The 14,846-nt window shown below is 66.0% G+C and carries 4 protein-coding genes; all 4 read left to right on the top strand.

Annotated features, from left to right (window positions below):
- Nucleotides 1–46 precede the first annotated feature (46 nt).
- The 4 genes from ADBZ9O_RS14475 to rfbB are packed head-to-tail and all read left to right on the top strand — an operon-like array spanning nucleotide 47 to nucleotide 14,830.
- Nucleotides 47–6,496 (top strand): SDR family NAD(P)-dependent oxidoreductase, encoded by a 6,450-nt coding sequence (locus ADBZ9O_RS14475; protein ID WP_526532337.1) that lies wholly within the window; start codon nucleotides 47–49, stop codon nucleotides 6,494–6,496.
- Nucleotides 6,493–12,966, top strand: coding sequence for a beta-ketoacyl synthase N-terminal-like domain-containing protein (locus ADBZ9O_RS14480; protein WP_526532339.1), 6,474 nt, complete (start codon nucleotides 6,493–6,495; stop codon nucleotides 12,964–12,966). Before ADBZ9O_RS14475 ends, ADBZ9O_RS14480 begins: the two co-directional genes overlap by 4 nt.
- On the top strand, nucleotides 12,963–13,832 hold the full coding sequence (gene rfbA, locus ADBZ9O_RS14485) for a glucose-1-phosphate thymidylyltransferase RfbA (protein ID WP_526532341.1): 870 nt from the start codon (nucleotides 12,963–12,965) through the stop codon (nucleotides 13,830–13,832). The genes ADBZ9O_RS14480 and rfbA overlap by 4 nt, the downstream gene beginning before the upstream one ends.
- Nucleotides 13,832–14,830 carry a dTDP-glucose 4,6-dehydratase gene (gene rfbB / locus ADBZ9O_RS14490; protein ID WP_526532343.1) on the top strand — a complete coding sequence of 333 codons (999 nt, stop codon included), beginning with the start codon at nucleotides 13,832–13,834 and terminating at the stop codon, nucleotides 14,828–14,830. Before rfbA ends, rfbB begins: the two co-directional genes overlap by 1 nt.
- Nucleotides 14,831–14,846 lie beyond the last annotated feature (16 nt).

Here is a 14,846-nt window from a genome sequence, read left to right on the forward strand (position 1 = left end):
CCGCCCTCTACCACAACGTCCTTTCCGATAACGGATAAGAGGTATCTTGACCGAGAACACGAAGGCTCCGAGCGCTATTCCCGTCGCGGTAGTCGCGATGACCGCCATCTACCCGGGGGAGTCGGGGCTCGATGGCTATTGGCGCACAGTCACCGGTGGTCGTGACGCCATCGGTGATGTGCCGCCGTCGCACTGGCTGATCGAGGACTATTACGATCCCGACCCCAAGGCGGTCGACAAAACCTACTGCAAGCGCGGCGGCTTCATCGACCCGGTGTCATTCGACCCGATGCAGTTCGGACTGCCGCCCAACGCGTTACCGTCGACCGATACCGCGCAGATACTCGCGCTCATCGCGGCCAAGCAGGTGCTCGACAAGGCAACGCGGGTCAGCGCCGTCGACCTCGACCGCGTGGACATCGTGCTGGGCGTTGCTTCCACGACCGAACTCGTCGTCCAGATGGGCTCGCGGATGCAGCAACCGGTCTGGCGGAAGGCGATGCTGGAGAACGGTTTGCCCGAAGATGAAGCGGACGAGATCTGCCGCGATATCGCCGACCACTACGTGCCGTGGCAGGAGAGCACGTTCCCCGGCCTCCTTGGCAATGTGGTGGCCGGCCGTGTCGCCAACCGCCTCAACCTCGGTGGCAGCAACTTCGTTGTTGACGCCGCCTGCGCCAGTTCGCTTTCCGCGCTCCAGGTAGCACTGCACAAGTTGTATTTGAACGAAGCCGATATGGTGCTGACGGGCGGCGTCGACGCACTGAACGACGTGATGATGTACATGTGCTTCTCCAAGACGCCGGCGTTCTCCCAGACGGGCGATTGCCGGCCGTTCTCGGACGGCGCCGACGGCACCATCATCGGCGAAGGCGTGGGCATGGTTGCGCTGAAACGCCTCAGCGACGCTGAACGCGACGGTGACGAGATCTACGCCGTCATTCGCGGTATCGGCTCATCGTCTGACGGGCGGGCCTCGAGTGTCTACGCGCCTCGTTCTGAGGGACAAGCCAAGGCGCTGCGCCGGGCCTATGAGCGGGCCGGTTATGAGCCGTCCACAGTCGGGCTCCTCGAAGCGCACGGTACCGCCACCAAAGCCGGTGACCTCGCCGAGTTCGCTGCGCTGAAGTCGGTGTTCACCGATCCCGACTCACGCATCGCGCTCGGCTCGGTGAAGTCCCAGATCGGTCACACCAAGGCCGCGGCCGGCGCGGCCGGCCTGATCAAAGCAGTTCTTGCACTGCAGCATTCGACCCTTCCCGGGACGCTCAAAGTCGGGCAACCCAATCCGGCCATGGGGTTGGAGGAGACACCGTTCTACCTCAACGCGCAGACCCGCCCGTGGGTGCGCACGGGTGACCAGCCTCGTCGCGCCTCGGTCAGCTCCTTCGGTTTCGGTGGGAGCAACTTCCACGTGACGTTGGAGGAGTACCAGGGCGTCCAGCGCGCGAAGCGACTCAGGACGCTGCCCACCGAGTTGGTGGTGCTCAGTGCCGGTAGCCAGGCCGACCTGGAGAAGCGGGCCGCGGAGGTCGTGGCCGCGGTGCGCTCGGGGGAGAGCCTCGCTCGCATCGCATTCGAGTCCGCAGGTGAGTTCGACGCATCGCAGGTGGCTCGCGCGGGTTTGGTTGCTGCGGATGCCAAAGCCCTTGAGGCGCTGGCAGAGCGGTTGCGCACGGCGCTCGCCGACGACACTGCCGCCGGGCTTCAGGACCCCAACATCGCAGTGGGGTTCGGGCCTGCCCGCGAAGGAAAGACGGCATTTCTGTTCCCGGGCCAGGGCAGCCAGTACGTCGGGATGGGCGCCGATCTGGCACTCGATTTTCCCGAGGCACTCGGGGTGTGGGACGGCCTGGAAGGCGATCTCGCCGATCTGCACGGGGTGGTATTCCCCGAGCCGGCTTTCGACGCATCGACCTCGGAGGCCCAAAAGGCCGAGCTGACCGCGATGGCCAACGCCCAGCCGGCCATCGCGACCACCAGCCTTGCGCAGCTCGCTCTGCTCGACGTGCTGGGCGTCAGCGCAGATGCGGCAGCGGGGCATAGCTTCGGCGAGGTCACCGCTCTTGCGACCGCAGGCGTTATCCCGATGGAGCGACTGGTCGAAACGGCTCGTACCCGCGGGGTTCTGATGAACGAGGCCGGGCAGGGCAAGGATGGCGCGATGCTGGCGATCGCTGCCAGTGCCGCCGACGTGCGCGCACTGCTCGACGCGCAGCCGGAGGCGGCTGGATCGTTGGTGATTGCCAACGACAATGCGCCCAAGCAGGTGGTGCTGGCTGGACCGGCGTCTGATATCGCCTGGGCCGAAACCGCGGCGAAAGCGGCGGGTTGGACCGCGCGCCGGCTGCCGGTGGCGTCGGCCTTCCACTCGCCGATCGTGGCCGCGAGCTCAGCACCGTTGGCGGAGTACCTCAAGACCCTCAAGCTCGGGGAGCCGAACTTGGCGGTCTATGCGAACGCGACAGCGCAGCCGTATGGCAAGCAGGTGGCACAGCAGCTCGCCGATCAGGTGCGCCAGCCGGTGAAGTTCCGCGAGATGATCGAGACGATGGCTCGCGACGGGGTCACGCGGTTCATCGAGGTCGGTCCGGGACGGGTGCTGACAGGATTGGTCGGTCAGATCCTCGATACGCCGCATATTGCGGTACCGCTTGATGATTCGAAGGCCGGCGGGTTGCGGGGTTGGCACCGCGGGCTGGCGGCGTTGGCCGCCGACGGCGTGGCGCTCGATCTCGTCTCGCTCTTCGACCATTTCGACGTGCCGGATAAGCACGTGCCTACGCCTGCGCATGCCGTCTTGGTAGGCGGCGCGAACCTCGGAAAGCCTTATCCGCCTGCAGACGGCAAGAAGTCGATCACGCCCAAGCGCACCCGTGCGGCTGCGCCACCGGCACCGGCACCAGTTAGCAAAGGACACCAGGTGAGCCCAGCAGCTCAGCGCATCGATGTGCCTGCCCCGGCCCCGGCACCTGTGCGCGTGGCGGCGCAGACGCCCGCAGTCCAGGTGCTGACACCCTCGGTTGACGAAGTCCAGGCGCCACGTGCTGACCTGTCGGTTGACGCGTGGAGTGTGATCGACCGCATCCAGCAGGAGACCGCCGAGCAGCACCAGCGCTATCTGGACGTGGTGACGCACAGTCATCAGGCGTTCCTTGATGTCGCCACCCAGATGATGGCCGAGATCGTGGGCGGTCGTTCGGCCGTCCCGCAGGCCGCCCTGCCGGCCTCGACCGGCGTCATGCAGGCGCCGAGGCCGGTGGCGAATGCGGTTGTGCAGACGACGGTTGCCCCTGTCGTCACCGTGAGCCCGGTCCAACCCGTTCCCGAACCGGCCGTGGCGCCGGTGCCGCGGCCGACGCCGACGCCGGTCGCCGAGGTGCGGCCGGCCGCCCCTGCGGTGTCCGCGGGTGATGTGGTGTTGGCGATTGTGTCGGAGAAGACGGGTTATCCCGCCGATATGCTCGGGCTGGATATGGAGATGGAAGCCGAGCTGGGGATCGATTCGATCAAGCAGGTCGAGATTTTGGCTGCGTTGCAGGCGAAGTTCCCTGGTGCGCCGGAGATTCCCGCGTCGGAGCTGTCCCAGTTGCGGACGTTGCAGGACGTCGTGGATTCCATTGCCGATTTCGCTTCCGCGGTATCCGCGGGACAGCCTGCGGCAGTGTCGCATTCGGCCCCAAGTGTCTCGGCCGCACCTGCGGTGTCCGCGGGTGATGTGGTGTTGGCGATTGTGTCGGAGAAGACGGGTTATCCCGCCGATATGCTCGGGCTGGATATGGAGATGGAAGCCGAGCTGGGGATCGATTCGATCAAGCAGGTCGAGATTTTGGCTGCGTTGCAGGCGAAGTTCCCTGGTGCGCCGGAGATTCCCGCTTCAGAGCTCGCCAGTCTGCGGACCCTGCAGGACGTCGTGGATTCCATTGCCGATTTCGCCTCCGCGGTATCCGCGGGACAGCCTGCGGCAGTGTCACATTCGGCCCCAAGTGTCCCGGCCGCCCCTGCGTTGCCCGCGGGTGATGTGGTGTTGGCGATTGTGTCGGAGAAGACGGGTTATCCCGCCGATATGCTCGGGCTGGATATGGAGATGGAAGCCGAGCTGGGGATCGATTCGATCAAGCAGGTCGAGATCTTGGCCGCGTTGCAGGCGAAGTTCCCCGGCGCGCCGGAGATTCCCGCCTCAGAGCTCGCCAGTCTGCGGACCCTGCAGGACGTGGTCGATGCCATCTCGGGTTTCGCCGGTGAGCCCACCGACGCTCCTGCAGAGGAGGATTCGGCTCCTGAAGGTGCACCGTCGGGAGGTCTGCGGTCCACCGAGGCGCAACTTCGGGACGTCCCGCCCAGCGGCTTTGCGATGGCTGGTCTGCGCGACGGGGAAGTCTTCATCACCCGTGAAGACCCGGTATTCGCCGATGCCCTCGAGCGCGTGATGACCTCACACGACATCAAGGCTCGTGCGGTCGATGACGTGCCGGAGGGGGCGGGCGCGGTGATCTGCCTGGCTGCCCTGGCGCCGGTCGCCTCGGCGGAAGAATGCCTGGATTTACACGTTCGGGCCTTTCATGCGGCCCGCAGCGTCGCCAAAAGCAGTTCGCACTCAAGACTTTTCGTCACCGTACAGTCCACCGGCGCTTCCTTCGCAGCGGCGGAGGTGCCGGTCGGCGTGGCCAGCCTGGTGAAGACCGCCGCATGGGAGTGGCCCAATGCCTCCGTGCGGGCGATCGACATGGAGACACTCGATGCGGAGCGTTTGACCGCCGAGTTGCTCGCGGGTGGTAGCGGTGTTGAGGTCGCTTTGCGCGCCGACGGCCGGCGGCTGGTTGTCGACGATGTCGATATCGCGCTGCCGACGGAGACGATCAGCGTCGCCGATGGTGGCGTCGTGGTCGTGACCGGCGGGGCACGCGGTGTGACGGCGGAGTCGGCCCTGGCACTGGCCAAGCGGCACGGTCTGCGGTTGGCCCTCCTCGGTCGCACACCCCTACGTGAGACGACGACGGCGGAGCCTGCTGGTGCCACCGTCACCGAAATTGCCACGGCACTGGCGACTTCGGCCCGTGCCAGGGGCGAGACCATCGGTCTGCCGCAAGCGAGGGCGCAGGCGGAGAGCGTGTTGGCCGAGCGGGAGGTTCGGGCGACGCTCTCGACCGCGCAGCAGCAAGGCACACCGGCGCGGTACTTCCCCACCAACATCACCGATGGCACGCAGCTGCGGCGCATCCTGGATGAGGTGCGGCAGGACTTCGGGCCGATTGTGGGCATTGTCCACGGTGCAGGCGTGCTCGCAGACAAGCGCCTGGAAGACCTCGACGATGACCAGTTCGTCCGGGTGTTCAGCACGAAATTCCTTGGCGCAGAGACGCTGCTGGAGGCCACATCGGCTGACGAATTGCGGTTCATCTCGCTGTTCTCCTCGATCGCGGCGCGAGCCGGTAATCCCGGTCAATCCGCCTACGCCGCGGCCAACGCAGCACTGGAGGCCATCGCGGCGCGAGAAGCGGCGCGGCGCGGCAGCGAGTGCGTGGTCCGCGCGTTCGGCTGGGGCCCATGGGACGGCGGGATGGTGGACGCGACTCTCAAGAGCCGATTCGCCGACGCCGGTGTTGGTGTCATCCCGATAGCCGAAGGTGCGCAGTTTTTTGCCGACCACGCGTTGTCACGGTCATCGGCGACGGCGGTGGTCGTCGCGGCGCCGGCGGGCCCGCGTATGCGTGCAGCGCGCCTGGAATGGGATGTGTCGACCGATAACCTGCCGGTCCTCACCGATCATCAGGTGCGTGGTCGCGTCGTCGTTCCGGTGGTGATCGCACTCGATGCGATGCTGCGCGCCGCACGCGGCCTGGTGGGCCACGGATGCCCTGTCGTACGCGATTTCCAGGTGCTGTCCGGGGTCACGTTCGCCGAGCATGAGCAACAACCACTGACCATCGATTTCGATCCGGTCGGTGCGTCCTACACAGTGACCATTCGTGACTGTGAGGGCCGCCCGCGTTACCGTGCCACATTGGACACCGAACCCGATGGTTCCCCAGATGTAGTGGTCCCCAAGCTGTCTGGAACGTCGTGGCCGCTGAGCGTCGAGGACGCCTACGCGGGCCCACTGTTCCACGGGCCGAGCTTTGCCGTGATCGACAGCCTCGATACCTTCGGCCCTGCCGGTGGCACAGCGAGTCTCAAGGGTCTCGATGATCTCGGCTGGCCGGACAGCGGCTGGGCCATCGATGCCGCCACTATCGACGGTGGGCTGCAACTGGGTATCGTCTGGGCCAGTGCGCACGGTCGGCCACTGGTGCTGCCGGTGCGCATCGAACGCGTCGTGCTTCATCGCCCGTTCGGCGAGGGCGCCATTCGGCGCTGCCGGTTGGTCGCGCGTCCGGTCAACGACAAACGGGTCGACGTCGATATCGCTTTCGAAACCGCTGACGGTGCACCGGTCGCGACGCTGGCGGGTGTGGAGTTCTACGCCGCAGGCACCGTGGCGGATGCCTCGGCGTGAGCAGTTTTGAACCGGTCGCCATTGTCGGCCGCAGCTGTGTGCTGCCTGGTGCGGCCACCCCGGAAGCGCTGTTCGAGGCAACGCTGGCTGGGCGAAGCCTGCTCACGCCCACCCCGCGCGGTCAGTGGCGTGGAGTGGATCCCGCGTTGCTCAAGGCCAGCCAGAAACCCGGGCTACGGGTTGCCTCAGCCACCGGAGGCTATGTCGACGCAACCTTCGATCTCACCCATATCGCTTCGCAGATAAGCGATTTCGATCGACTCGATCCGATCGTCCCGTGGCTCGCGCAATGCGCTGCGCAAGCGCTCGGGGCGCCCCTTGCGGCACCGCGGACCGGGTTGGTCGTCGGTAACCTGTCGTATCCCAGCACCCTGGGCACCGCGTTCGTGGAAAGTGTGTGGAACGGGCGCGGTGACGTCGATCCCCGCAACCGCTTCTCGTCGGGACTGCCGGTACACCTGATCGCCGGCGCGATGCAGATGACGGGGCCGGCGTACGCGCTCGACGCGGCCTGCGCCTCGTCGCTGTACGCAATCAAACTGGCCTGCGACGCTCTTCACGACGGCGAAGCCGATGTGATGCTGGCCGGCGGCGTCAACGGTTCCGACGACCTGTTCCTGCACCTGGGTTTCACGTCACTGCAGGCCCTGAGCCCGTCGGGCCGGTCACGTCCGTTCCACGCCGAAGCCGACGGGCTGGTCCCGTCAGCGGGTGCCGCCCTGGTGGTTTTGAAACGCCTCGCCGATGCCGAGCGCGCGGGCGACCGGATCTTCGGTGTGGTGATGGGAATCGGGTTGTCCAACGACGGACGCCAGAGCGGCTTTCTGGCACCTGCGGTGGCCGGGCAGACCAGGGCCATGGCGGCGGCGCTCGAGCAGTCCGGCCTCGCTCCGGCAGATATCGACTACGTGGACTGCCACGCCACCGGAACCCCACTCGGCGATGCGACGGAGCTTCGCAGCATCGCCGCCGCGTATGGCGATGTGCCACTGCGGCTGGGGGCGCTGAAGGGCAACCTGGGCCACACCATCACCGTCTCCGGTGCGGCGAGCCTGGTGAACGTGCTCTCGGCCATGCAGGCATCGGTGACACCACCGACACGCTGCGATAAGCCGACACCGGCACTGCAGGACACCGCTTTCACATTGACGACCGAGCCCGCACCCTGGGACTCAGAGATCAAACGGGCAGCGATCAGCAACTTCGGGTTCGGCGGAAACAACGCGCACCTGATCGTCGAGAACTACGTCGGACAAAAATTCGCGGGCCACCACAACGGCTCCCACCGACCGGCGCCGCCACCGTCCGATGACATCGTCATCTGCGGGATGGGCGTGCTGACCGGCGATGCACGCGACGTCGGGGCGTTTCGTCGTCGAGCCCTGGGTCCCACGGTTGAACCCAGCCCGCTGGAGACCGTCGAGCTCGACCTTGTCGGGCTCGGCTTTCCGCCCAACGAACTCGCGGGCAGCCTCACCCAGCAGACCGCGATGCTGGCGGCCGCGGCGCAGGCACTCAACGACGTGGACACCGACCCGGACCGAACGGGGGTGATCGTCGGCATGGGCTGCGACGCCACCATCGCCCGGCAACGGTTGCGGGTCTTGCACACTGACGATGACGCATGGCTGGCCGCCAACAAGGACGCGGCCCCGCAACTGACGGCCGACGGTGTCATCGGAACCATGCCGAACATCCCGGCCAACCGCATCCACGCGCAGCGCGACTTCCGCGGGTTCGGTTTCACCGTTTCCAGCGAAGAGCTGTCTGGGATCGACGCCCTGCGGATCGGCGCGCGGGCACTGCGGCACGGCGAACTCGACGCAGTCGTCGTCGGTGCCGTCGACATGTGTTGTGAGCCAGCACATGCGCGGGCAGCAGATGCGCTGGCAGCGGATATCAGCGTCCCACACGGTGATGCTGCAGTGGCCTTCGTGTTGAAGCGACGAGCAGATGCACAGGCGGCCGGAGACGACATCATTGCCGTCGTCGATACCGCCGACGCCGACGGCGTGCAGAGTGGCGTGGATGCGAATTCCGCCCACGGTCGCTTCGGTCGCACGCATGCGGCGAGTGCCGCCACCGAGGTGGCCGCCCGCGCAGCGGCGGTGCGGTCACGGGTCCGCGTGGACCAGGCCGGCGCGCAGCCCGCGCCGGGCGGAGCGCAGACGCAGGTCTGGCTGGAGTCGATGGCAGGACGGGCAGGCGGTATCACCGTCTCAGCCGTCGACGGTGCACCCCTGCCGCTGGCCCTTGGCACCGTGCCCTTCGCGGAGCGTTACGCCGGCGACAGCAGAGCCGATCTGCGCAGCCGGATGGAGCGGCAGGAACCGGGCGGGACCGGGCCTGTGCGTTGCTCTTTGGTGGCCGGGAGCGAATCCACCCTGGACGGATTGCGGCGTGAGTCAATCCAGCGATTAAGCCGTGGCGAGGCACCGGCAGGTATCGGTGTGGCGTTTGCCGACGCCCCGATCGCCGGTGAACTCGCCTTCATGTTCACCGGGGCCGCAGCGGCCTATCCGGGTGCGGGCCGAGATCTCCTCTTGGCGTGGCCTGAGATCGGTGACGCACTCGCTGCGCGTCTGCCCGGCGTCGGCGATTTGGCGCGCGCACTCTACGGGGCGGGTATCACCACGCTGGATCCGCGCACGCAACTCACCGGTTGCGCCCTGGTCTGTCAAGCGCAGGCCGAATTCTCCCGCACCGTCCTCGGTCTGGAACCCACTGCGGCGATTGGGCTTTCGTCGGGGGAGACCAACGCGCTGTTGGCCTTCGGGGTCTGGCGTGATCTGGAACCGATGCTCGACGAGATCGAGGCTTCGGGTATGTACGGTGACGAGCTGACCGGCACCTGCCGGGTGGCGGCGCAGGAATGGGGTGTTGGCGATGCGCCGGCGCCGTGGGAGTGCTGGCGGATCACCGCGCCAAGGGCGGCTGTCGAGGCCGCGCTGACCCGCGAACCGCTCGCCTACATGACGATCGTCCAGGCACCTGATGACTGTGTTATCGGCGGCGATCCCGCGGCGTGCCGACGGGTGATCGACTCGATCGACGGCGCACGCGCGATGCCACTGGGTCTGGATATGGTCATCCACTGCCAGGCGATGGCACCGTTCGCCGATGTGTGGCGCAGTATCCACACCAGGGACACCTATCCGGTCCCAGATGTGCGGTTCTACACCAACGCCGTCAACCGTGCCTACACCCCGACGCGGGATGCGGCCGCCGAAGCGATCACCCGGCAAGCCCTGGAGCCCATCGACTTTCCCAAGACAGTGCTCCAGGCGTGGGAAGACGGGGTCCGCATTTTCGTCGAGCACGGGCCCCGCGGCATCCTGACCGGTGCGATCCCGAAAATCCTCGGCGACCGGCCACATCTGGCGGTCACCTTGGACGCTCAGGAACGCCGCGGGCTACGGGCGCTCGCCGAGAGCGTGTCCAAGCTGTGGGTGCACGGGGTGCCGGTCCAGATCGAGGCTTTCGAGACGCGGATGCGCCAATTGCATGAGCAGAATGCCCCCTCGGCACCTCGCACCGCCCGCACGTTGACCTTCACCGCCCACTGGCCCGATATCGCTTCGGTCCCTGAGGCCGCCGCAAACGCGGTTGCACCGAAACCGGAATCAGATCCGGAGACTGACCAGGAAAGGATGCCGGACGTGGATAACGGAAGTTTCCAGCCCATGCCATCGGCTCCGCTGCACCCGGCGCCGCTGACCGTCGTTGCACCCGCAGTGACTCAAATGGTCACGCGGCCAAGCCCTCTGACCATCCCGGCGCCTGCGGCAACCGCTGACCGCGCGATCAGCGACCAGACAGCCGCCGCGTTGAGTCTGGTCGCGTCGGTCAGCCAGGCGCATGCGACGTTGGTTGCCCGACAAGCCGAGGCGCACGCATCGTTTTTGAAGACGCGTGGCGATATCTTCGCGCTGGCGGCGGGCCGGCGCGGACCCCTGCCGACGATCGCACCGGTGACAGCCACGGCGATCGCGAGTGCGCCGACGGCAGCGCCGAGCGTGCCATTGCCGCCTGCCGTGCAGAAACCTGCCGTGCACACGCCTGCCGTGCACACGCCCGTCGTGCCGAAGCCCGCACCCGTACCGAGCCCGCCAGTGGCCGCGCCGGTGGTGCCGCAACAACCTCTGTGGTCGCGCGCCCAGCTTGAAGTCCTTGCCGGCGGCAAGGTTTCGGAGGTGATGGGGCCGAAGTTCGCCGAGTACGACCGGTACGAGCGTCTGGTGCGGATGCCCATGCCACCGCTGCTGCTGGCCGATCGGGTGATGAGCATCGAGGGTGAGCCCGGCGCGATGGGCACCGGCCTCATCGTCACGGAAACCGACGTCGATGGAGGCGCCTGGTACATCCATAACGGCCGGATGTCGCCGGGTGTGGTGATCGAGAGCGGTCAGGCCGACCTGCTACTCGCCTCCTATCTGGGCGCGGATTTCACCAACCGCAGTGAGCGCGTCTACCGTCTGCTCGGCTGTGATCTGACGTTCATGGGCGAACTGCCCAAGGGTGGCGACACGCTGCACTACGAGATCCACATCGACGGCCACGCGAAAACCGGTGATACCCGGTTGTTCTTCTTCCATTACGACTGCTACATCGGCGACCGGCTGATGATCTCGGTGCGCAACGGACAGGCCGGGTTCTTCTCCGACGCGGAGCTCGCCGAGTCCGACGGGGTGTTGTGGGATGCCGCCGACGACGCACCGCGGGAGGGCGCAGTTCGCGACGAGCCACCCGTTGTCACCCAAAAGCGTTCGTTCGGCCGGGACGATCTCGACGCCTTCACCCAGGGGCACGCGTATCGGTGCTTTGGCGCCGGTTTCGAGCGGGCGGCCGCCCACACGCGGACACCGTCGCTTCCGACCGGGAAGCTGCGGTTGATCGACGAGATCGCCGAGTTCGATCCGACTGGCGGGCCGTGGGGCCGGGGTTACCTGCGTGCCACGGCCGCCGTGCCGAAGGACATGTGGTTCTACGACGGACATTTCAAGAACGACCCTTGCATGCCCGGGACGCTGATGGCCGACGCAGCCACCCAGGCCCTGTCCTTCGCGATGGCTGCCTACGGCTTCACCATCGAAAAGGATGGTTGGCGCTTCGAGCCGGTGCCCGACGATATGGCGCGCTTCGTGTGCCGGGGGCAGGTGACTCCGGACGCCGACCACATGCTCGATTACGAGGTGTTCATCGAGGAGATCATCGACGGGCCGACACCGACGGTCTTCGCCGCATTGCTCTGCCGCAGTGACGGTTTCAAGGTTTTCCACGCGCGGCGATTCGGTATGCGCCTGGTGCCGGACTGGCCGATGCCCCCCGGTGCGCCGGGCCCGGTGCAGATCCTGGCCGGTACGAATGATGTTCGCGGCGACCAGGGTGCGCTGCTGGCCTGCGGCCGGGGCATGCCGTCCGACGCGTTTGGCGCGTTGTACGCGCCGTTCGATGGCACCCGCCGGGCCCCTCGCCTGCCCGACGAGCCCTACCACTTCATGTCGCGCATCATCAGCGTCGACAGCCCGCCGGGAGTGCCGACCAAGGGCGGCACGGTCGTCGCCGAATACGACGTGCCCGCCGGCGAATGGTATTTCGAGGACGGCAAGACCGACGCGGTGCCGATGCCGGTGCTCATCGAAATCCTGCTGCAGCCCTGCGGCTGGCTGTCCTCGTACAACGGCTTCGCTGCCAATCGACCCGATGACGTGGTGTTCCGCAATCTCGACGGTGGTGACGTCGTGCAGCGCCGTCCAGCTCGGGTCGGGACGCTGCGCGTGACGTCGACGCTGGAGCGGTTCGCCGACGGGGCCGGGTCGACCATTGTGTTCTTCGAAGTCCTCTGCACCCAAGACGACGAAGTCGTGATGACGATGAAGACAGCCTTCGGATTCTTCAGTCCCGACGCGTTGAAAAATCAAGTGGGCCTGCGGGCGAAGCCGGGTGCGCTGGAAGCACTTTCCGAGCCCGCTCCGGTCGCATTGTCGTACAACTCCTCAGAACTCACCGGCGCACCATGGCTGGACCAGGGCCGTCTTCAGGTTCTCGACCGGGTCAACTTCTGGCCGGGCGGGGGACAAGCAGGTCTGGGCCGACTGGTCGCCGAATACGACGTCACCCCCGAGGCGTGGTTCTTCAAGGCCCACTTCTTCCAGGACCCGGTGCAGCCCGGATCGCTCGGCCTGGAGGCCATGCAGCAGGCGGCTCGCGCAGCGGCCAAACTTGCGGGATTGGCCGACGGGGGAACAGCATTCGAGCCCGTCGCATTGGATCAGGTATTCAGCTGGAAGTTCCGCGGTCAAGTGACGCCGACCAACAAGCGCACCCGATCCGAAATCGAGATCCTCTCCACGGAGCGAGATGACCGTGGCATCCTGATCGTGTTCGACGGCACGTTCTGGGTCGACGATCTCTGCATCTACGAAACCCGGGGGATGGGTGTCCGCGTCATCGAGCGGCCGCACCCATGAAGGGAATCATTCTGGCGGGCGGTTCGGGCACCCGCCTGAATCCGATCACGCTCGGAGTGTCCAAACAACTGATCCCGGTCTACGACAAGCCGATGGTGTACTACCCGCTGGCCACGCTGATGCTGGCGGGTATCCGTGACATCCTGGTGATCACGACGCCGCATGACGCGTCGGGTTTCGAGCGGTTACTGGGGGACGGATCGCGGTTCGGCGTGTCGATCACCTTCGCCCAACAGCCGTCGCCGGATGGGCTGGCCCAAGCCTTCACCATCGGCGCTGAATTCATCGGGTCCGACAAGGTCGCCCTGGTGTTGGGCGACAATCTGCTCTACGGGCCGGGATTGGGTAATCAGCTCAGAGGCTTCACCGATATCGACGGTGGCGCGATCTTCGCGTACTGGGTGGCGGAGCCCTGTGCGTATGGCGTGGTGGAATTCGATGCCGGCGGCACGGTGGTATCACTTGAGGAGAAGCCCACCAAGCCGAAGAGCAATTACGCAGTACCGGGGCTGTATTTTTACGATAACGACGTCGTGGCGATCGCGCGGGACCTCACCCCCAGTGCACGTGGTGAATACGAGATCACCGATGTCAACCGCGCCTACCTGGGGCAGGGCCGATTGCGGGTGCAGGTGCTGCCACGGGGAACCGCCTGGCTCGATACCGGGACGTTCGACCAGATGACCGACGCCGCCGACTTCGTCCGCACAATGGAGAGGCGGACCGGTTTGAAGATCGGGGTGCCCGAGGAAATTGCCTGGCGCCAAGGCTATCTCACCGATGACGAGCTCAAGATTCGTGCCACCACCCTGGTGAAGTCGGGCTATGGCGGCTACCTGCTGGATTTGCTGGAAAGGGGTTCCTAGTGGCTCGGCTCCTCGTCACCGGGGGCGCCGGCTTCATCGGATCCAATTTTGTGCACTATCTGGTCGAGCACACCGACCACCACATCACGGTGCTGGACAAGCTCACCTACGCCGGCAATCGCGCGTCGTTGGCCGACCTGCCGGAAAGCAGGATGAGCTTCGTCCACGGTGATATCGCCGATGCCTCCCTCGTCGACCGGCTGGTGGCGGCTGTCGATGGGGTGGTGCACTACGCCGCGGAAACACACAACGACAACTCACTTGAGGACGCGCATCCCTTCCTGCACACCAATGTGATCGGTACGTTCACGATCCTGGAGGCGGTACGCAAATACGGGGTCCGCCTTCACCATGTATCCACTGACGAGGTCTACGGGGACCTGGAGTTAGACGATCCGAGCAGGTTCACCGAATTCAGTGCCTACAACCCGTCTTCGCCGTACTCCTCGACAAAGGCCGCCAGCGATATGTTGGTGCGCGCCTGGATCCGGTCTTACGGTGTGGCGGCAACGATTTCGAACTGCTCCAACAACTACGGCCCGTACCAGCACGTCGAGAAGTTCATCCCGCGCCAGATCACCAACGTGCTCTGGGGTATTCGACCCAAGCTGTACGGCGAGGGCCGCAACGTCCGCGACTGGATTCATGCCGATGATCATTCGTCGGCGGTGCTGCGGATTCTCGACGACGGTCGAATCGGCGAAACCTACCTGATCGGCGCCAACGGCGAACGGGACAACAAGACCGTCGTCGAATTGATCCTCACCACGATGGGTCACGACGCCGATGCCTACGATAACGTCGTGGACCGCAACGGTCATGATCTGCGATATGCCATCGACTCGACAAAACTGCGCACCGAACTCGGCTGGAGCCCCGGGTACCGCGATTTTGAGCACGGCCTGTCTGCGACCATCGAGTGGTATCGCGACCACCGGGACTGGTGGGCGCCCGCCAAGGATGCCACCGAAGCGTTCTACGCTCGCATCGGGCAGTGACGACAGGAGCTCAAAG

Source organism: Mycobacterium sp. (genome assembly GCF_965229105.1).
In the GTDB taxonomy this organism is placed as follows: Bacteria; Actinomycetota; Actinomycetes; order Mycobacteriales; family Mycobacteriaceae; genus Mycobacterium.